This is a genomic window from Sphingomonas sabuli, assembly GCF_014352855.1.
Lineage (GTDB): Bacteria > Pseudomonadota > Alphaproteobacteria > Sphingomonadales > Sphingomonadaceae > Sphingomicrobium > Sphingomicrobium sabuli.
Window position 1 is genome coordinate 1,814,809 of sequence record NZ_CP060697.1, and the last position, 18,725, is coordinate 1,833,533.

Genomic DNA, 18,725 nt, shown 5'->3' on the forward strand with positions numbered 1-18,725 from the left:
GGTCATGATTTGACCGCGCCCTGGACGATTTTCAAGCGCGCGCCCTGGTCGAGCGTGATCGTCCGCTCGCCAAGATCGGCACTGAGTCGCCCCGCGCTGAACCGCCCGAGCTTCATTTCCCCCTCGACCCGGCCGCTGCCGGTGATGCGGCGGGCCTTCATGTCGATGGTCACGTCGCGGGTGTTGAGGCGGTAACCGTCGGGCCCGGCGACCCGCACCGGTCCGCGCACCGCGACCTTTTGCAAGTCGAGATCGTAGTTGGCGAGATTGGCCAGCATCGTCACCGGCCCTTGCGGCAGGGCAAGGCGCGCTAGCATGCCGTTGATGTTGACCGTCGGCTCGTCCGAACTCGGCTGCACCGCCGACCGAGCGACGATCTCGAACGGGCGGCCAAGACTGTCCTCGCCGGTGTAGCGGGCGCTGTCGACGCGCATCCGTTCGGGCGCGTTGTCGACCTTGTTCTTGTCGAGGATGAAGCTGACGTCCCCGCTGCGGTCGAGCGGCGCCAGCGCGAGGAAGGCGATCAGCACGCCGACCGCGGACGGCAGCGCGATCTTGGCCAGTTTCACCAGCCGGTCGTGACGGCTTCCGGGCGCCGCCCAATTCTGCTTGCGAACGCGCTCGCGCTTCGCCTCGCGGGATAGGGCGAGGCTATCCGTCATGCGCGAAAATATCCTTGTCCGCCCATCCGGCGACATCGAGCAGTGCACGGCACGGCAGGAAGTCGAAACAGCCCTGCGCCAGCGCGACTCGGTTCTCGCGCTGCAGCCGCTCGTCCAGCTTCGCTTTCAGCGCGTGCAGGAAACGCACGTCGCTGGCGGCATATTCGCGCTGCGCGTCGGTGATCTCCGGCGCGCCCCAGTCGCTGGTCTGCTGCTGCTTGGAAATTTCATGGCCGAGCAATTCGCGCACCAGATCCTTGAGCCCGTGGCGGTCGGTGTAGGTGCGGACCAGCCGGGAAGCGGTGCGGGTGCAATAGAGCGGCGCCGCCATGATCCCGAGATACTTGCTCATGATCGCGACGTCGAAGCGGGCGAAGTGATACAGCTTCAGCCGGTTGGGGTCGGCCAGCAGCGCCTTGAGGTTCGGCGCGGCATAATCGCTGCCGTTGGCGAATCGGACGAGATGCTCGTCGCCTTTCCCGTCGGAAAGCTGCACCAGGCATAGCCGGTCGCGGCCGGGCATCAGGCCCATCGCTTCGGTGTCGACGGCAATCGGGCCGTCGGCGAAGGCGACGTCGCCGGGCAGGTCTTCCTCATGGAAATAGATGCTCATTCACTTCCCTTTGCCGCGTGGGCACGATGCGTCTGGCGCGCCCTTGCGCCCTTAGCAGCAGAGGCGCAATCGAATCACTAGAGGCGCCGCTTTTTTTCATGTAAGGCTGTGGACGGTGTGTGGAAAAAACATACCGGGGACCGGTTGCGTCAACGTTTCCAGGCGCGGTGGTTTGTAAGGCATTTGGGGCACAGGGATTTCTAACGGGCATGGGTTTCGACAGAGGGCGTAGGGGCGACCGCGGCGGTCGCGGCAGAGACAAGCGCGACAGTTTCGGTGAAGACAATTTCGGGGACCGCGGCGGATTCGAAGACCGCGGCGGCTTCGGCTCGCGCAGCGGCGGCGGCGGCTTCGGTGACCGCGGCGGCTTCGGCGATCGGCCCGGCGGTGGCTTCGGCGACCGTTCCGGCGGCGGCGGCGGCGGTGGATTCCGCGGCGGCGGCGGCGGTGGCGGCGGGGCCGGCGGAATGCCGCCTCAGGTCGTCGGCGAAGGCAAGGGCGTCGTCAAATTCTTCAACCCGCAAAAGGGCTTCGGCTTCATCGTCCGCGATGACGGCGGCGAAGACGTGTTCGTCCACATCTCGGCGGTCGAACAGGCGGGCATGACCGACCTGGCCGACGGGCAGCCGGTGGAATTCACGCTCGTCGATCGCGGCGGCCGGGTGTCGGCCACCAACCTGCGCATCGATGGTGAACCGATGCCGGTCGAACGCGCCGAACGCGGGCCGCAGCGCCAGCTGACGGGCGAAAAGGCCGAAGGCACGGTCAAGTTCTTCAACGCCATGAAGGGCTTCGGCTTCATCCAGCGCGATGACGGCCAGCCGGACGCGTTCGTGCACATTTCCGCCGTCGAGCGGGCAGGCATGCCGACCCTCAACGAGGGCGACCGGCTGTCTTTCGAACTTGAGGTAGACCGTCGCGGCAAGCACGCTGCGGTTAATCTCCAGCCTATCGGTTGATCCCACCCACCGCACCGATAGGTAAGAAACGCCCGTCCGGTCACAAGCCGGGCGGGCGTTTCCGATTCCGGGGTCCGACGCCTCGTTGCACCGCGGACGGGGCCGCGATCAGGTAACCATCGCTTTCAGCGTGTCGACCCGGTCCGCCTCCGCCGCCGGCTTGTCGGTGCGGATTCGGCTGATTCGGGGAAAGCGCATCGCCAGCCCCGACTTGTGGCGCTTGCTCAGATGGATCGAATCGAACGCCACTTCCAGCACCAGGCTTTTCTCCACCTCGCGCACCGGCCCGAAGCGCCCGATACTGTGGTTGCGGATCCACCGGTCGAGCCATTTCAATTCCTCGTCGGTAAAGCCGAAATAGGCCTTGCCGACGGGCAGCAACTGGTCGTCCTCGCTCCAGCAGCCGAAAGTGAAGTCCGAATAATAGCTCGACCGCTTCCCCGACCCGCGCTGGGCGTACATCAACACGCAATCGGCGGTCAGCGGATCGCGCTTCCACTTGTACCAGTATCCGACCTTGCGGCCGGGCACGTAGGGACTGTCGCGCCGCTTGAGCATCACGCCCTCGATCGCCGCATCGCGCGAACCGGCGCGAATGTCGGTCAGATGGGCAAAGTCCGTCGCCTCGATCAGCCGCGACAGGTCGAACCGCTCCCCGTCCAGCTGCGGGACGAACCGCTCCAGCCGCGCCCGCCGTTCGGTCCACGGCAGCGTGCGCAGGTCCTCCTCGCCGTCAAACAGGATGTCGTACAGCCGGACGAAGGCCGGAAACTCGGCCTGCATCCGCGCGCTGACGGTCTTGCGGCCAAGTCTTTGCTGCAGCGCGTTGAACGACGCCGCGGCGCCGCCGTGCAGGTCGTCGCTGCCCTGGTCGGACCCGCGCACCAGCAGTTCGCCGTCAAGCACGCCATCCGTCTCGAACGCGGCCGCGATGTCCGGGAAGCTGCCCGAAATGTCGTCACCGGTGCGGCTATACAGGCGGGTCTGGCCGGCGGTGCGGACCATCTGCACCCGGATGCCGTCCCATTTCCATTCAGCGGCGTAATCGTCGAGCGAGACCGTGCCGTCGTCCAGCGGGTGGGCCAGCATGAACGGGCGGAACACCGGCACGTCCTTGGCGGTCGGCTGCGGCCCGCGTCCTTCGCCCCAGGCGAACAGCTCGGGATAGGGCGCGTCGAGCCCGTGCCACACCTCCTCCACCGCATCGACGTCGAGCTCGAAGGCGTTGGCCAGCGCCTGCTTGGCCAGCCGCGCCGACACGCCGATGCGCAAATTGCCCGTCGCCAGCTTGAGCAGGGCGAAGCGGCCCGACGCGTCGAGATGGTCGAGCATCCCGGCCAGCACCTGCGGCGCGCTGGCCCGCCCGGCGCCCGCCAATTGCGTGACCGCATCGGCGATGGACAAGGTGCCGTCGTCGATCTCCGGCTCCCCGTCGGGCGTCGGCCAGAGCAGCGAAACCGTCTCGGCCAGGTCGCCGACATAGTCGCGGCTCATTCGCAGCAGCACCGGGTCAATTCGCTCTTCGGCAAGGGCGCGAATCGCCGCACCCTTGACCGCCGGGATGCTCAGCGAGCCGGTCAGCGCGGCCAGCGCGATCCCGCGGTCAGGGTCGGGCGTGGCCTTCAGATAATCGCCGATCAATTGCAGCTTGGTGTTGCGCGACCGGGTGTAGACGATGGCGTCGAGCAGCTGGGAAAAGGCGCGCATCAGGCGTCCGCTCCGGCAAGCGCGCGGACATGGTCGGCCAATTGCGCCGCGGCGAGGTTCTTGGCCTTGGCCTCCACCTCGACGTCAGTCCAGGCCAGGTGCGCGGCGACGAAGTCGTTGACCGCGCCGTTCCACATCATGTCGCTATGCCCGCGCAGCTTCGACGCCTTGTGCCCCGCCGCCGCGAGCGCCGCGAAGTCGGGCAGTCGCAGCGGGTCGTGGCCGGGGATGACCGTTTCGCGGCTGACCGAGATGTGCGCCAGCGGCCGGACTCCGCGCCAGCTTGCCGCGACGCCGGCGATGCGCGGGTCGCCGGGCAGGATCCACTCGCCCCCGCTCATCACCCAATGGTGGTGGAAGTCGAGCACGATGGCGACCTCGTCCGCGACGTGAAGCAGATCGTCGAGCCCGAAGCTGGTCTCGTCATTCTCGATCGTCAGCAGGTTCCGCGCCTGCGCCGACAGGCGGGTCAGCCCGTGGCGGATGCCCTCCACCCCGGCGCCGCGCGCGCCGCCATGGATGTTGACGCTGGCGCCGTGCGGGTGCCAGCCGCCGGAAAAGCCGAGCATCGCGAAAATCTCGCCATGCTCCTCGATGTCGCGCACCGCATTGTCGAGCGCGGACGAATTGAGCGTCGCCAGGATCGCGTGCTGGGCGGGATGCATCGACAGGCGCAAGTCGGCCCGTCGCGCGGCCTCGCCCGAGCGCGCCAGCCGCCCGGCGACTTCGGCCCGCAGCCCGGGGGTCCAGACGGCCGCCAGCGCCGGGTGAGACCAGCCGATCAGGAAACCCGACTGGATCCGGAACAGACGTTCCAGCCGGGGCAGGGCGCCCATCCGCGCAACCTGCCGGTCGAGGATGTCGAGATTGTCGCGGATCACCGCGTGCAGCCGCTCCGCGCTGTCTTCCGCCCGCGCGATCGACGCGACCGTCGGCCCGCGAAAGTTCAGCGGCCGGACCGAATCGGCCTCGCCGTCCGGGTCGACGAACGTGCAGCAGGTGCCGATTCGCGGCGCGTCGGCGCGGGTGTCGGTGGGTGCCGGGCCAGCCATCGCTTGCCCAACCGCTCAACGCGGCATTGGTTCGCCCGGCGCGGGTGCGGGCTTTAGCCCATGCGCAGGGCGAGCGCCGCGAGGATCGCGGTCCGGTCGCCGGGCGAGCTGCTGTCGAGCGCTTCGCCGACATGCTCCAGTCCGCACTGCGTGGCGACCCGGTGGCCGGGCAGCAGCGCCAGCTGCGACGTGCGGTGCATCAGCCCCTCCAGCGCGTCGAGCCCATTGGCGGCGGCGACCTGGCGAATCTCGTCCATCCGGGCGTGCATATCCATCGGGGACAGGCGGGCCGCGCGGCGGTTGAGGTCGGCGATGCAATCCGCGACTTGCGATCGCACCGTTCCCAGCGTGTCGGCACTCATCAGCGTCACTCCCGTTGAAGCGATCGTCGCCGCAAAGGGTTAATGGCCGGTCAACGGCCCGCGTCAGCTTGACAAAATGGCGCTCGGCGGTCATGTGCCGGCCCGCGTAAGCGGCACCTCAAGCGTGTCGCTCTTTTCTTTTTAGATTTGGGACTTTTAGCGATGGCTAAGCCGGCAACCGTCAAGATCAAGCTCGTCAGCAGCGCCGACACCGGCTTCTTCTACGTGACCAAGAAGAATCCGCGCAACCAGACGGAAAAGATGAGCTTCCGCAAGTATGACCCGATCGCGCGCAAGCACGTCGAGTTCAAGGAAGCTAAGATCAAATAGTCTCGGTCGCCCGCGCGTCCGCAGTTTCTATTCCCAACAGCTCGTTCACTTGGGCGACGAATTTCGCGACCGAAATCGGTTTCGAAACATAGGCCTGCGCGCCAGCGGACCGGATCCGCTCCTCGTCGGCCGGCGCCGCATAAGCGGTCACCGCCATGATCGGTACGTCCTTCAACCGCCCGTCCCCGCGAATCCCCTGGATCACCTCAAGACCCGTGACATGCGGCAACTGGATGTCGGTGATGACCAGGTCCGGCGCGAACTCGCGCGCCTGCTCCAGCGCATAGCGCCCGTCGGTCACGGCGCGCGGTTCGTGGCCATGCGCCGCGAGCAGGTCGCAGAACAGTTTGACGTTCAGCGCATTGTCCTCGACGATCAGGATCTTGGCCAACTGTCTCTCCGTCACCGTCCGACCGCTTAGGCGATGCCCGTGACGACGCCAACCGACGCCGTCTCCTTGGGCCTGATCGCCCTTGCGACCGCCGTTTCCGACGAACGGCGCGCACGGCGGTTCCTTAACCTGACCGGAATTGGCACAGAAGAGCTTCGCGCCCGGGCGGCCGATCCGGCCATCCTGGCGGCCCTGATCCGCTTCCTGGAGGCGTTCGAACCGGACCTTGTCGAGGTGGCCGGAGAAATCGGGGTCAAACCGGACGAACTGGTCGCGGCGCGGCGGGCGTTGGAAGAAGCGGAGCAACAATGAACAAGACCATCCTGATCACCGGCGCCACCGCGGGCATTGGCGAGGCCAGTGCCCGGCGCTTCGCGGCGGGCGGCTGGCGCGTGATCGGGACGGGGCGGCGCGGCGACCGCCTGCGCGCTCTTGCCGACGACCTTGGCGACGCGTTCCTGCCGCTCGAACTCGACATGCGCGACACCGGTGCGCTGGCCGACCTTGGCAAACTGTCGGCGCCGTGGGGCGACATCGACCTGCTGCTCAACAACGCCGGCCTCGCGCCGCCGACCGATCCCCTGCCGGACACCGACTGGGCACTGATCGAAACCGTCCTCGACACCAATATCGGCGGGTTGGTGGCAATCACCCGCGCGCTGTTGCCCACGCTGGTCGAACGCCGGGGCGCGATCGTCAATCTGGCGTCGGTCGCGGCGACTTACCCCTACAAGGGTGGCGCGGTCTACGCGGGGTCGAAGGCGTTCGTTCGCCAATTCTCGCTCGACCTGCGCTGCGACCTTGCCGGCACCGGCGTCCGCGTGACGTCGATCGAACCTGGCATGGTCGAAACCGAATTCACCATCGTCCGCACCGGCGGCGACAAGGCGGCGTCCGACGCGCTTTATTCGAACATGGACCCGATGACCGCCGGCGATATCGCCGAGACCATCTGGTGGGTGGCGACCCTGCCGCCCCATGTGAACATCAACACGCTTGAGCTGATGCCGACGAGCCAGAGCTTCGCCGGCTTCACCGTGTCCCGCAAAGATTGAGGAGTTCCGTTTCATGAGCATCGACCAGCGCCTGTCCGAACTTGGCATCACCCTTCCCGAAGCGGCCGCGCCCGTCGCGTCCTACGTTCCGGCGGTGGAGGCCGGCGGCCTGCTGCACATCAGCGGGCAAATCAGCTTCGCGGAAGACAAGAGCCTGATTACCGGCCGGCTTGGCGACGACGTCGACCTCGACGGCGGGATCGCCGCCGCGCGGCGCTGCGGCATCATGCTGCTGGCGCAGATGAAGGCCGCGCTGGGTTCGCTCGACCGGGTCGAACGGATTGTAAAGCTCGGCGTGTTCGTCAATTCGACGCCCGACTTCACCGACCAGCCAAAGGTCGCCAACGGCGCTTCGGAACTGATGCAGCAGGTCTTCGGCGATGCCGGCCGCCATGCGCGCAGCGCCGTCGGCGTGACGGTGCTGCCGCTGGGGGTCGCAGTCGAAGTCGACGCCATCGTCGCGATCAGGGCCTAGCGCCGGGGCCGCACCGACCCCAGATCGGGCGCATGGCCGACCGCGAACCCGACGTGCTGGCCCGGATCGCGCCGGGCGTTGCCGGACTGGACCGGTGGGACACGCTCGCCGGTTCCCATCCCTTCGTCTGCCGCGCCTTTCTCGGCGCTCTGGAAACATCGGGCAGCGTCGGTCCCGGCACCGGCTGGACGCCTGCGCCGATCCTGGTCGAAGACGATCAGGGCGCGCTGGTCGCTGCCGCGCCGGCCTATGTGAAAATGCACAGCCAGGGCGAATATGTGTTCGACCACGGCTGGGCGGATGCGCTGGAACGGGCTGGGGGCACCTATTATCCCAAGCTGCAGGTGGCGGTGCCGTTCACGCCGGTGCCTGGCCCGCGCCTGCTCGGCACCCGCCCGCAACAGGTGCTGGCCGCGCTGGAAGCGGTGGCGGTCCAGAACCAGCTGTCGTCGGTCCACGTCACCTTCTGCGAGGAGGACGATGCCGCCCAGGCCGAACAGCGCGGCTGGCTCGTCCGCCACGGCGTCCAATATCATTGGTTCAATCGCGGCTATGCCGACTTCGACCACTTCCTCGCCGGCCTCACCAGCCGCAAGCGCAAGGCGATCCGCAAGGAACGGGCGGCGGCGCGCGACGGGCTGGAATTCCGGGCCTTGCGCGGCGCCGACATCACCGCCGCCGACTGGGACAGGATGTGGGCTTTCTACCAGGATACCGGCAGCCGCAAATGGGGCCACCCCTATCTCACCCGCGATTTCTTCGACCGGATCGGCGCGGCGATGGGCGACCGGCTCCTGCTGTTCCTCGCCTGCCGCGACGGGCAGCCGATCGCCGGCGCGCTCAACGTCATCGGGCCGGACGCGCTCTACGGCCGCTACTGGGGCTGCGTTGAAGAGGTGCGCTTCCTGCACTTCGAACTCAGCTATTATCAGGCGATCGACTGGGCCATCGCCAACGGCCTCGGCACGGTACAGGCGGGCGCGCAGGGCGAACACAAGCTGGCTCGCGGCTACGAACCGGTGGTCACCCGCTCGGTCCATTTCATTCCCAACGCCGGCTTTCGTGATGCGGTCGCCGAATTCCTCGAACAGGAACGCGCCGCGGTCGACGCGGAGGCCGCGTGGCTGCGCGGCGAATTGCCCTACCGTTCGTCGGATTCGGTGTAGAGCGCGACCGACCGGCCCTCGGCGCTGGCCTTGCCACGGTACATGCCGGGCGTGTTGAACGAATAGACCATCTCGCCCTTGGGCGTGACGGCGATGACGCCGCCGTCTCCGCCCAGTTGCTTGACGTCGCTCATCACCGAATCGGCCGCTTCCTGCCCGCTCATCTGCGTCAGCCGCATGCGGGCGCAAATCTCGTGCGCGACGCCCACGCGGATGAAATATTCGCCCCAGCCGGTGGCCGAAACCGCGCAGCCCTTGTCGTCGGCGAAGGTGCCGGCGCCGATGATCGGCGAATCGCCGACCCGGCCCCACCGCTTGCCGGTCATGCCCCCGGTGGAGGTCGCGGCGGCGACATGACCGCCGGCGTCGAGCGCGACCGCGCCGACCGTGCCATATTTATACTCGATCTCCAGCGCGCTGACCTTGCTGGTCTTGAATTGCTCCAGCTGGTCGCGGCGGAACTGGGTGGCGAAATATTCGGGCGGCGCCTGTTCCAGGCCCTTGGCACGCGAAAATTCGTCGGCGCCCTTGCCGGCCAGGAAGACGTGGTCGCTTTGCTCCATCACCGCCCGCGCGGCGGTGATCGGGTTGCGGGTCGCGGTGGTCCCGGCGACCGCGCCGGCGGCGCGGGTCTTTCCGTCCATGATCGACGCGTCCATCTCGTTGCGCCCGTCATAGGTGAAGACGGACCCCTTGCCGGCGTTGAAGTTGGGATCGTCCTCCAGCACCTTGACCGCCGCCTCCACCGCGTCGAGCGCGGCGCCGCCCCCGGCCAGCACCGCCGATCCCGCCTGCAACGCGGCGTCCAGCGCGGCGCGGATTTCCCGGTCCTTTTCCGGCGTCAGCCGGGACCGTTCGATGACCCCGGCCCCGCCATGGATGACAAGCTTCCAGCCGGTGGTCGGTTGGGCGGCGGCGGCGGTGGTCATCAGCAGGGCTCCAATCAGGACGGGCAGACGCATGGGCAATGCTCCCTTCGCCGGCCGCCCTAGCAGATTTGTCGCCGCGGTCGCCACGCGCCCGGCCGATTTCGATTGACTCGCGCGACCGCGGCTAGATATTAATATGATATCAGATAAAACAGGGAGGCTATCGTGGCTATTCAACCACCGCTTGAGCTCAAGGCCAGCACCGAACGGCCGGCCGGAACGGCCAGCGGCTATCCGATGCTGCTGGTGCTCGTCGGGGCGGCCGCATTGTTCGCCTACGGCTTCGCGCGGACGGCCAACGATCAATGGGGGCTGTTGACGATCGCCATCTTCCTGATCGCGATTCTCGTGGCGACGTTCGTCGTCTGCGGCTTCTACATGCTGCAACCCAACCAGTCGGCGGCGATCACATTGTTCGGCGATTACAAGGGCACCGACCGGTCGACCGGCCTGCGCTGGGTACTGCCGTGGATGATGCGCCCCAAGATCTCGACCCGGGTGCACAATTTCACGTCCGACCGGATCAAGGTCAACGACCTGCGCGGCAACCCGATCGAAATCGCCGCCAACGTCGTCTGGCGGGTCAGCGACACCGCGCAGGCGATGTTCGACGTCGCCGATTACAAGGACTTCATCGAAGTGCAGATCGAAAGCGCGGTCCGCACGATCGGTTCGAAATATCCCTACGACGATATCGAGGACCAGGAAGTGACCCTGCGCGGCGATGCGGAAGTGATCAACGCGGAACTTGAAACGGAGCTTCAGGAACGGGTCGCCCGCGCCGGCATCTCGATCGACGAATGCCGCATCATGCACCTCGCCTATGCGCAGGAAATCGCGCAGGCGATGCTTCGCCGGCAACAGGCCGAAGCGGTCATCGCGGCGCGTGCGAAGCTGGTGCTCGGGGCGGTGTCGATGGTCGAAACCGCGCTTCAGCTCCTGTCCGAAAAGGATGTCGTCGACCTCGACGACGAACGCCGGGCGGCGATGGTTTCGAACCTGATGGTCGTGCTCTGCTCCGAACGCGACACGCAACCCGTCGTCAACGCCGGCACCCTCTACCAATAGCGCGGACCGTTGGCGGACGATCGCAAGGCCTACCCGTTACGGGTCGACCCGGCCTTATGGTCGGCGGTGGAACGCTGCGCCGCCGCCGACCTGCGCAGCGTCAACGCCGAAGTCGAAATCCTTATTCGCGAAGCGCTCGGCGCGCGCGGCGTGAAACTGGCGAAGCCGCAAGCGCGCAAGCGCGGGCGGCCGCCAAAGGCGGAGAGCTGACATGAACGACGGTCCCGAATGGTTCGCCCCGAAAGCCCTCGGCTTCGGCAGCGGCCGGCCGATAGCCTGGCAGGGCTGGGCGGTCCTTGCCGCCTATCTCGCGATCCTCGCCGGCCTTGCCCATGCCTATGCCGAACATCTTGCGATCTTCCTGCCGCTAACCGCCTTCGCGACGTTCCTGCTGCTGCTGATTGCGGCAAAGACCACCCGCGGCGGCTGGAAATGGCGCGGCTGGCCGCGCCGCCGCGATTAACCCACCGACAGGTCGTGCTGCCGGTTGAGCAGCGCCCAGTCGTCCAGGTCGGCGGTCATCAGCCGGGCAGCCTGTTCGACCAGGTCCGCGGTGCGGCTCAGGTCCGGGCCCTCGATCTCCAGCCGGTCGGCGACCTGCGCCAGGACGATCGCGGTCTGTTCCGACCGGACGGCGGTCCCGGCATAATCGCCCTGCACGCGAATGCCGAACAGCGCGGTGCCGATGGCCGGCAGGCCGGCCGTGACAATGGTGAACCACTTGGCATGGTCCAGCGCCCAATGATGGTCGATGAAAATCGCGGCCAGCAACCCGACCAGCGTCAACAGGGTCGTTGCGAAGACCAGCAGGCCGACCACTTCCAGCCGGTGGTCGAGCTGTTCGACCTGCCGCGCGGCGCGGTGATGATATTCGATCTGCGGCCACAATTCGTGCGCCGCCACCGCCTCGGCGAAGGCCGCGGACTGGCTGGCCCGGATGCGGCCGTTGGGAAAGCCGACCGCGCGCCATACCCCGGCCGCATACCAGTCGACCCACCGCCGCGGCACCGGGTTCGCCTGCGTGCCGGGCGGGTCGGGCGCCGCAATGCCTAATAGCTTCAGGCTGCGCATCGGCCGCAACCGCTCCGCCAGCTGGCGATAATCCAGCCAGCGGCGATGCCATTGCTGGCCGGTCCCGATCTTGGTGTTGATCAGGATCGACAGGATGACGACGATCTCCGTCGCCGCAAGATAGGGCTTGAGGTGCGGGAACGGCAGCGCCGCCAGCGCCAGCAGCACCGCAACCGCGGCCAGCACGAAATTGAACACGTGCCCGCTGCGGTGCGCCTGGGCGAAGTGGCTCGCCAGCGAATCGCTCCACGAATACCATTGCTCCAGCGGCGCCAGCGGGTTGGACAGCCCGCTCGGGTCCCAGCAGCCGCTGCAATAGCGCTCCCAATCCTCGCGGATGTAGGCGGCCGATATATCGCCCCGCCACGCCTGCGCGCCGAACCGCGACACGCCGGTCGCGGCCAGCAGCAACGGATATTCCAGTCGCGCCTTCCACCGCCGCATCCGCTCGCCCTGGAACGTGTCGATGAACGCGCGTTCGTGGGCGTCGGGCGGCGGCGACAGCAGGGCGTTCAGCACTTGCGCGACATGGGCGGTGGTAAAGCTTCGCTCGACCGGCGTGTCGGTCCGCTGGGTCACGACCGACGGGTCGAATGCGCTCCAGCGCAGGCCGACCGTCTTGTCCGCCCCGACGGGCACATGGACCAGCGGCGTTCCGCGGGTCAGCGCCAGCTCGACCACTTCGCCGGTGCCGCCGCGGCCGCGCGGGGGATGCCCGTCCCACACCGCCAGCAACAGGTCGCAATGCGCGACCGTGGCGCGGCCCGCCATGACGAACGCATCATGCTCGGCCTCAAGGCTGCCGGGCAGTTCCAGGACGCAGGTCGCCTTGCCCAGCAGATCGTCGAACCGCGCCAGCCCGCTTTCGTGCAAGGTGGTGCGGTAAATGCCGCGCTCGAACGGCAGGATGGCGTGCAGTTCGAAGCCAAGCTCCAGCGCTATTTCCGCGGCGATCTGGTCGGCGCCGTCGGCCAGCGGGGACACGAACAGCAGCCGCGGGGCGCAATCGGCGAAATGCGCGGCCTCGCGCCGGTGCAGGTCCAGCGCGCATGCCTTCACCTCCGCCAGCACCGCTCGAATGCGCTCGACGATCGTCCCCACCTCGCCTTCGGGCAGGGCGGCGATGCGATGGCCGGTCACGCCGATCCCCAGCACGAACGGCAGGCGCGGCGGCAGCGCTCGCTTGGCAGCCGCCCAGTCGTTCGGCAGCACGGGCGGGGCGGCGACGTTCAAACGCGGCCTATTTGCTGGCCACGGTGTGAATGATGATCGGGTCGAACGTCGTTCCGTCGTCGAAATTGAGCCGGTAGTGAATCACGCTCTTGGCGTTGGGCGCCCGCGCCTCGACCTCCAACCGACGCTTATCGACCTGGGTCTGGCGCACATGGCTGTGGGCCTGCGCCTTGCGCGGCGGGCACTTGCCGGTCCGGGCGCAAAACGGATTGTCCAGATCCCAATTGGCCGGCGCATTCTGGTCCAGTTCGAACACCAGGGTGAAGTCCTTGTCGTGGGGCAGGATCAGCGCCTCGTCGACCAGATAGTCGCTGTGGCTGGCAAGATCGCATTCGACCTCGTCATGGGGCCCCTTGGGCCCCGGCGTGACCTTCAACTGGATCGTCTCCATCGCCTCTTCTCCCCCTGTCAGCGCAGCGGCATCTTCGCCTTGTAACCCATCGCTGCCAACCGCGCATCGCGGCCGGCGGCTTCGCGCGCTTGCCCCAGCCGGTGCAGCAACGCGGCATGTTCGGCCATCTCGACGGGCTTCTCGTCAACCTCTTTCGGCAATTGCCGAAGGCCTGCCTGCCACGCGGCCCGGGCGCCGGCGATGTCGCCCGACGTGGTCCGCGCGTCGCCCAGCAGGCGATGGGCCGTGGCCGCGGCATAGCGATTCTCGACCGGGTCGGTCGATCGCACCGACGCACCGGCCGCGATGGCGCGGTTGGCAAAGTCGGCGGCCTGGCCCGCATTGCCACCGGACAGCGCGGCCCGCGCCCGCACTTGCCAGCAATCCCGCAAATTGGCCCGCCACGTCTGGACGCTCGCCTCGGTTTGCAAAAGGCGCGCGGTGGTGGCGCAGCCGGCGGCGATATCGGCGGCGGCCGCGGCGCGGTCGCCGGCCGCCAGCTCGGCATTGGCAAGGTCCAGCTGGGCGCGCGCGCCCATATATTCCCACAACCGGTTTTCCGGTTCCCGCGACCGCAGCACCGCGCTGTGCTCGACCGCGCCGCGCAACGCGCCGATGCCGCTGGCGCTGTCGCCCAGCGACAGGTGCGACAGCCCAAGGTAGCGATTGGCCGACATCAGCTGGCGCCGGTACACCACGTCGCCGGTCCGCTGCAGCAACTGTTGAAGCTCGGCCACCACCCGGGCGCGCAGGGCCAGCGCCTCGGCCAGCTTCCCGCTCGACGCCAGCGCATCGGCCAGCCACGTTTCGGCCTCGGTCGCGGCGACCCGGAAACCGGTGTTGTCCGGATCGGCGGTGGACAAGGCGCGGATGGTGGCCAGCGCGCGCGTGAATTGGGTGGTCGCCTCGCCGAAGCGCCGCCGTTCGAACAGCATCACGCCAAGGTTAAAGTCGGCGCTCTGCTCTTCCATCCGCCACTGCATGTTGCTGGGGTCGATGGCGACCATCCGGTCGGCCAGCCGCTTATATTCGCGCATGCCGCCCTCGGCATCGGCCAGCCGGCCCTGCTGGCGCGCGATATCGGCCAGCCAGAAGACGTTCTGCGCGTGGTCGAACAAGCGCTGCGCGTCGCCGGGATCGCGCTCGACCGCCTCGCCGGTGCCGTCCAGCGCCTCCCGGTACAGCCGCCCCGCCGACGCCAGGTCGCCGCGCACGTACGCCACGTTGGCCATCAGGCTTAGCGCGCGCGACCGCTGCATCAGCCCGCTGTCCGACAGCTGCGACGTGTCCTGCTTGCGGTAATATTGCAGTACCCGCGCCCCGACCCCGTCGAGTGCGTCCAGCTTGCCGATCGGTTCCAGCTTTTCCTTCAGGTCGCCAAGCATGAAGCCGACCAGGCTCTCCGCCTCGCGCCGCTCGTCGCGCGCCGCATCGCGGGCGCTGATCGCGGCGATGGCCAGCGTCCCGGCGACCAGCATTCCCGCAATCGACCCGGCGGCAATCCCGGCCAGCCGCCGCTGGCGGCGCAAATGGTCGCGCTGGACCAGATCGTCGAGCCCGACGCCAAGGATTCCCGCGACGATCTTCAGGAAACCGATGCGGCGCCCGCCATGGCCTTCGCGCAGGTCGGCGGCGAGCGGCTCGATCCTGCGCGCGGTCGGCTTGCCGCGCCGGTTGTACCGGGTAAGCAGCGCGGGCGGGAAACATTCCTCGCCCTCGCGCCCGGCGATCTCGCTGGCCAGCGGCTCGCCCGCGATCACGGCGGCGATGACGCACCCGTCGGGGTGCAGCCGCTTGAACATGTCGACTTCGGCGTTGGTCCACTTGGACCGGGCCGCCGCCGGCGAACAGAGCACGATTAGGCAGCGTGACGCCGCCAGCGCGGCGGTAATCTCGTCGGTCAGGTCGCTGCCCGCGGCCAGTTCGTGGGCGTCGCGGAAGATCGGCGTCAGGCGGTTCGGGATGACCCCGTTGCCGCCCAGCTTCCCGGCCAGGCCCGCGGGCACGCGAAAGCCCTCCAGCTCGCCGTGCAGCCAGTCGGCGATGGCGGCGTCCTCGTGGCTGTAGCTGAGGAAGGCGAAATAATGGTGCGCGGCGGGCGCGTGGCCGGCCTTCGCCGGCGCGGCGGAAGCGCCTTTCCCCTCAAATGGCCGGGTCCATTTGTTCATCGCTGCCCCGCGAATGTCGGGTCGAAGTCATAGCATCTTTGGCTATTTGCCGCGAATCCGCCCTCCCGGCTTTGCGGCTGGCCGGCGCAGGCCCTATATGCGCTCCATGTCTTCGATCCGCCCCTGGCGCGATATCGATCGCCGCGTGTCGCGGCAGATCATGGTCGGCTCCGTCCCGGTGGGCGGGGACGCGCCGATCAGCGTCCAGACGATGACCAACACGCCGACCGAGGACGCGGCCGCGACGATCGCCCAGATCCGCCGCTGCGAAGAGGCCGGCGCGGACATCGTCCGGGTGTCCTGCCCGACCCAGGAAGCGACCGCCGCCCTGCGCGAAATCGTCCGCGAAGCGCGCGTGCCGATCGTCGCCGACATCCATTTCCACTACAAGCGCGCGCTCGAAGCCGCCGACGCCGGCGCCGCCTGCCTGCGCATCAACCCCGGCAATATCGGCTCGGCGGAACGGGTCCGCGAAGTCATCGCCGCGGCGCGTGCCAACGGCTGCGCGATCCGCATCGGCGTCAACGCCGGCAGCCTCGAAAAAGACCTGCTCGAAAAATATGGCGAGCCCTGTCCGGAAGCGCTGGTCGAAAGCGCGCTCGACCATATCCGCATTCTCGAGGACCATGGCTTCCAGGACTATAAGGTCGCGGTAAAGGCCAGCGACGTGTTCCTCGCCGTCGCCGCCTACCAGCAACTGGCCGGCGCGGTCGATTGCCCGCTGCACCTCGGCATCACCGAAGCCGGCGGCCTGATCGGCGGCACGGTGAAGTCGGCGCTGGGCCTCGGCAACCTGTTGTGGGCCGGCATCGGCGATACGATCCGCGTGTCCCTGTCCGCCGAACCGGAGGAAGAAGTCCGCGTCGGCTATGAAATCCTCAAGTCGCTGGGCATCCGCAGCCGCGGTGTCCGCGTCGTGTCCTGCCCCAGCTGCGCGCGCCAGGGCTTCGACGTCATCCGCACCGTCGAAAAGCTTGAGGAGCGGCTGCAGCATATCAAAACGCCGATGTCGCTCAGCGTGCTCGGCTGCGTCGTCAACGGTCCCGGCGAGGCCCGCGAAACCGATATCGGCATCACTGGCGGCGGGCAGGGCAAGCATATGGTCTATCTGTCGGGCGTGACCGACCACCACGTGCAGGACGCCGACATGATCGACCACATCGTCCGTCTGGTCGAAGCCAAGGCCGCCGAGATCGAGGCCGCCGCCGCAACTCTCGAACCGGCGCTGGACGCCGCCGAGTGACCAGGCTGACCGGCGACTCCGCGCGGCGGAGCGTCGCCACCGGGGCAACGGCCACCGGCGCGTCCGCCAAGGGGCTAAGCCTCGCCGGTTCGATGGCCGTCGGCGCCGCCGCCTTCGGTGCGATGGCGGTCGGCGCACTGGCCATCGGACGGTTGTGGATCGGCACGGCGCGAATCCGCAAGCTGCGCATCGACGAGCTTGAGGTCGGATCGATCAACGGCGTCCGCAACCCGCGGCCGCCGGGCGCCGACGGCGGTCTCGACGCCGCCGTATAAAGCTCTAAGCGCGGCGCGTGGACCGCGTCCCCCAACAGCCCCTGCTGGCCTTCGCCGCCGCCATCGTCGCGGTCGGCTTCCTGTCGGCAATGGATGCGGCGATGAAATCCGTCAGCCTCGACCATGGCGCTCTTTCGGCCCTTGCGTGGCGCGCCCTGATCGCCGTGCCGGTCGTCGCCTTGCCCTACTTCCTGACCCGGCGGGACAGGCCGACGTCGGCTGCCCTGCGCTATCACTTCATCCGCGGCGCGCTGATGGTGCCGATGAGCCTGACGTTTTTCTGGGGCCTGAAATTCGTGCCGATGGCGCAGGCGATCGCGCTTGCCTTCATCGCGCCGCTGATCGCGCTGATCCTCGCCGGCGTGCTGCTGAAGGAAACGATTGGGCCGCGGATCGTCGCCGGGTCGATCCTTGCCTTTGCCGGCGTGCTGTCGATCCTCGCCGGCCAGGCCCAGGCGGCGCTTGGCCGCGATGCCTTGTGGGGCAGCCTCGCGATCCTTTTCTCCGCGGTCCTGTACGCGTTCAACATCGTGCTGATGCGGCGGCAATCGCAAAGCGCCGCGCCGCTTGAAATCGCCTTCTTCTATTTCGCCATCGCCGGGGCGGGCTTCTGGCTGGTCGCTATCCCGCTCGGGCCGCCGTCATTCCCGGCCAGCTCGGCGGTCGACCTGCTGCTCGCCACGGGCCTGTCCATCCTCGGCATGCTCGGCCTTGCCTGGGCCTACGCTCGGGCCGGGGCGGGGTATCTATCGGCCAGCGAATATTCCGGCTTCCTGTGGGCGGCGCTGTTCGGCTTTCTCATCTTCGGCGAAATCCCGTCGCCGTGGACGGTGGCCGGCGCCGCGGCGATCATCGCCGGCTGCTGGGTCGCCGCCCGGCCCGAACGCACGCCGCACCCGATGGAAACCGCTTAGTTGCCGATCACGCTGATGGTGAAGGCGAGGATCCCGATGTTGAACACGAACGCAGCAAAGGAATGGACGGTCACCACGCGCCGAATCCGCTCGTTGGTGATTTCCACATCCGACGTCTGGAACGTCATCCCCAGCGTGAAGGCGAAATAGACGAAGTCCCAGTATAGCGGCAGCTTGGTCTCCGGAAAGTTCAGCCCGTAACAGCCCTTGGACGGGTGGATGTAGGCGAGGTGCGCATAATGCAGCGCATAGACGCTGTTGCTGAACAGCCAGGCCAGGACGACCGTGCTCAGGATCAACACCTTGGTCGCCGGCTCCGGCGTTCCGCCAACCGTCTGCACGCCCATCACCACCAGCAACACGGTGGTGACGATCCCGGTCAGCCCAAGCAGCAGGGTGCGGTTGGCGTCATAGGTCACCGCCAGCTTCTCGATCTTCAGCGCGCTGCGGATCCGCAGCAGCGGGACGCACGTCGCCAGAAACGCCAACGCGGCCAGATCGAAACCCAGCATCACCGCCTTGGTCAACGGCAGGACCTGCGCGGCCAGCGGCGTGGCAAGTGCGATCACCACGCCGAACGCGATGAAGTGCGGCGGCGCAATGCGGTTGCCCCTGGCTTTCCTGGCGGCCATGGTCGGCATGATTAGCGCAGCGGACGGGA

The 18,725-nt window shown here is 67.8% G+C and carries 23 protein-coding genes; 12 read left to right on the forward strand and 11 right to left on the reverse strand.

Annotated features, from left to right (window positions below; genetic code table 11):
* Positions 1–2: 2 nt before the first annotated feature.
* Together H8M03_RS09040 and H8M03_RS09045 are read right to left on the reverse strand one after the other, a co-directional pair.
* Positions 3–662 carry an LPS export ABC transporter periplasmic protein LptC gene (locus H8M03_RS09040; protein WP_187479122.1) on the reverse strand — a complete coding sequence of 220 codons (660 nt, stop codon included), beginning with the start codon at positions 660–662 and terminating at the stop codon, positions 3–5.
* Positions 652–1,275, reverse strand: a complete 624-nt coding sequence (locus H8M03_RS09045; RefSeq protein ID WP_187479123.1) for a ribonuclease D — start codon at positions 1,273–1,275, stop codon at positions 652–654. The genes H8M03_RS09040 and H8M03_RS09045 overlap by 11 nt, the downstream gene beginning before the upstream one ends.
* A gap of 209 nt (positions 1,276–1,484) precedes the next feature.
* Between H8M03_RS09045 and H8M03_RS12910 the strand changes: the two genes are divergently transcribed.
* On the forward strand, positions 1,485–2,234 hold the full coding sequence (locus H8M03_RS12910) for a cold-shock protein (RefSeq protein ID WP_187479124.1): 750 nt from the start codon (positions 1,485–1,487) through the stop codon (positions 2,232–2,234).
* 108 nt (positions 2,235–2,342) lie between these two features.
* Here the strand turns inward: H8M03_RS12910 and H8M03_RS09055 are convergent, their stop codons facing one another.
* From H8M03_RS09055 to H8M03_RS09065, 3 genes are read right to left on the reverse strand one after another with little or no spacing between them, the layout of a single operon-like run.
* Complete coding sequence (locus H8M03_RS09055; protein WP_187479125.1) at positions 2,343–3,941, reverse strand: cisplatin damage response ATP-dependent DNA ligase; 1,599 nt, start codon at positions 3,939–3,941, stop codon at positions 2,343–2,345.
* Positions 3,941–4,993, reverse strand: a complete 1,053-nt coding sequence (locus H8M03_RS09060) for an apurinic/apyrimidinic endonuclease family protein (RefSeq protein ID WP_187479126.1) — start codon at positions 4,991–4,993, stop codon at positions 3,941–3,943. Before H8M03_RS09060 ends, H8M03_RS09055 begins: the two co-directional genes overlap by 1 nt.
* Before the next feature lie 53 nt (positions 4,994–5,046).
* The gene (locus H8M03_RS09065; protein ID WP_187479127.1) at positions 5,047–5,355 is read right to left on the reverse strand and encodes a hypothetical protein; all 309 of its coding nucleotides are present in this window, start codon (positions 5,353–5,355) and stop codon (positions 5,047–5,049) included.
* 162 nt (positions 5,356–5,517) lie between these two features.
* Between H8M03_RS09065 and rpmG the strand changes: the two genes are divergently transcribed.
* A complete protein-coding gene (rpmG, locus tag H8M03_RS09070; protein WP_187479128.1) occupies positions 5,518–5,685 on the forward strand; it encodes a 50S ribosomal protein L33 in 168 nt (55 codons plus the stop codon).
* On the opposite strand, the gene H8M03_RS09075 is transcribed toward rpmG, so the two are convergent.
* Positions 5,678–6,067 carry a response regulator gene (locus H8M03_RS09075; protein ID WP_187481022.1) on the reverse strand — a complete coding sequence of 130 codons (390 nt, stop codon included), beginning with the start codon at positions 6,065–6,067 and terminating at the stop codon, positions 5,678–5,680. The genes rpmG and H8M03_RS09075 overlap by 8 nt on opposite strands.
* 48 nt (positions 6,068–6,115) lie before the next feature.
* Between H8M03_RS09075 and H8M03_RS09080 the strand changes: the two genes are divergently transcribed.
* Genes H8M03_RS09080 through H8M03_RS09095 form a run of 4 tightly spaced genes read left to right on the forward strand, consistent with a single transcriptional unit; the run spans position 6,116 to position 8,772 of the window.
* Positions 6,116–6,388, forward strand: coding sequence for a DUF3572 family protein (locus H8M03_RS09080; RefSeq protein WP_425506843.1), 273 nt, complete (start codon positions 6,116–6,118; stop codon positions 6,386–6,388).
* Positions 6,385–7,131 (forward strand): SDR family NAD(P)-dependent oxidoreductase, encoded by a 747-nt coding sequence (locus tag H8M03_RS09085; protein ID WP_187479130.1) that lies wholly within the window; start codon positions 6,385–6,387, stop codon positions 7,129–7,131. Before H8M03_RS09080 ends, H8M03_RS09085 begins: the two co-directional genes overlap by 4 nt.
* Before the next feature lie 13 nt (positions 7,132–7,144).
* The gene (locus tag H8M03_RS09090; RefSeq protein WP_187479131.1) at positions 7,145–7,606 is read left to right on the forward strand and encodes a RidA family protein; all 462 of its coding nucleotides are present in this window, start codon (positions 7,145–7,147) and stop codon (positions 7,604–7,606) included.
* Between the two features lie 32 nt (positions 7,607–7,638).
* A complete protein-coding gene (locus H8M03_RS09095) occupies positions 7,639–8,772 on the forward strand; it encodes a GNAT family N-acetyltransferase (RefSeq protein ID WP_187479132.1) in 1,134 nt (377 codons plus the stop codon).
* On the opposite strand, the gene H8M03_RS09100 is transcribed toward H8M03_RS09095, so the two are convergent.
* Positions 8,748–9,734, reverse strand: a complete 987-nt coding sequence (locus H8M03_RS09100; protein WP_187479133.1) for an isoaspartyl peptidase/L-asparaginase family protein — start codon at positions 9,732–9,734, stop codon at positions 8,748–8,750. The genes H8M03_RS09095 and H8M03_RS09100 overlap by 25 nt on opposite strands.
* Positions 9,735–9,938: 204 nt before the next feature.
* Here H8M03_RS09100 and H8M03_RS09105 point away from each other — a divergent pair, with 204 nt between their 5' ends.
* Genes H8M03_RS09105 through H8M03_RS09115 form a run of 3 tightly spaced genes read left to right on the forward strand, consistent with a single transcriptional unit; the run spans position 9,939 to position 11,232 of the window.
* Positions 9,939–10,769: an SPFH domain-containing protein gene (locus H8M03_RS09105; RefSeq protein WP_187481023.1), complete on the forward strand. Its 831-nt coding sequence runs from the start codon at positions 9,939–9,941 to the stop codon at positions 10,767–10,769.
* 9 nt (positions 10,770–10,778) lie between these two features.
* Positions 10,779–10,979, forward strand: coding sequence for a type II toxin-antitoxin system antitoxin (locus H8M03_RS09110; RefSeq protein WP_187479134.1), 201 nt, complete (start codon positions 10,779–10,781; stop codon positions 10,977–10,979).
* Between the two features lies 1 nt (position 10,980).
* Complete coding sequence (locus tag H8M03_RS09115) at positions 10,981–11,232, forward strand: hypothetical protein (RefSeq protein ID WP_187479135.1); 252 nt, start codon at positions 10,981–10,983, stop codon at positions 11,230–11,232.
* Here the strand turns inward: H8M03_RS09115 and H8M03_RS09120 are convergent.
* Genes H8M03_RS09120 through H8M03_RS09130 form a run of 3 tightly spaced genes read right to left on the reverse strand, consistent with a single transcriptional unit; the run spans position 11,229 to position 15,632 of the window.
* On the reverse strand, positions 11,229–13,052 hold the full coding sequence (locus H8M03_RS09120) for a DUF4231 domain-containing protein (RefSeq protein ID WP_187479136.1): 1,824 nt from the start codon (positions 13,050–13,052) through the stop codon (positions 11,229–11,231). The two genes, H8M03_RS09115 and H8M03_RS09120, sit on opposite strands and share 4 nt — an antisense overlap.
* A 28-nt stretch (positions 13,053–13,080) precedes the next feature.
* Positions 13,081–13,464 (reverse strand): hypothetical protein, encoded by a 384-nt coding sequence (locus tag H8M03_RS09125; RefSeq protein ID WP_187479137.1) that lies wholly within the window; start codon positions 13,462–13,464, stop codon positions 13,081–13,083.
* A gap of 17 nt (positions 13,465–13,481) precedes the next feature.
* Complete coding sequence (locus H8M03_RS09130; RefSeq protein ID WP_187479138.1) at positions 13,482–15,632, reverse strand: toll/interleukin-1 receptor domain-containing protein; 2,151 nt, start codon at positions 15,630–15,632, stop codon at positions 13,482–13,484.
* A 106-nt stretch (positions 15,633–15,738) separates the two neighbouring features.
* Here H8M03_RS09130 and ispG point away from each other — a divergent pair, with 106 nt between their 5' ends.
* From ispG to H8M03_RS09145, 3 genes are read left to right on the forward strand one after another with little or no spacing between them, the layout of a single operon-like run.
* Positions 15,739–16,875 carry a flavodoxin-dependent (E)-4-hydroxy-3-methylbut-2-enyl-diphosphate synthase gene (gene ispG, locus H8M03_RS09135; protein ID WP_187479139.1) on the forward strand — a complete coding sequence of 379 codons (1,137 nt, stop codon included), beginning with the start codon at positions 15,739–15,741 and terminating at the stop codon, positions 16,873–16,875.
* Positions 16,872–17,150 (forward strand): hypothetical protein, encoded by a 279-nt coding sequence (locus tag H8M03_RS09140; protein WP_246448829.1) that lies wholly within the window; start codon positions 16,872–16,874, stop codon positions 17,148–17,150. The genes ispG and H8M03_RS09140 overlap by 4 nt, the downstream gene beginning before the upstream one ends.
* Before the next feature lie 17 nt (positions 17,151–17,167).
* Positions 17,168–18,064 (forward strand): DMT family transporter, encoded by an 897-nt coding sequence (locus H8M03_RS09145; protein WP_187479140.1) that lies wholly within the window; start codon positions 17,168–17,170, stop codon positions 18,062–18,064.
* On the opposite strand, the gene H8M03_RS09150 is transcribed toward H8M03_RS09145, so the two are convergent.
* Positions 18,061–18,696, reverse strand: coding sequence for a DUF1345 domain-containing protein (locus H8M03_RS09150; RefSeq protein WP_187479141.1), 636 nt, complete (start codon positions 18,694–18,696; stop codon positions 18,061–18,063). The two genes, H8M03_RS09145 and H8M03_RS09150, sit on opposite strands and share 4 nt — an antisense overlap.
* Between the last annotated feature and the right edge of the window lie 29 nt (positions 18,697–18,725).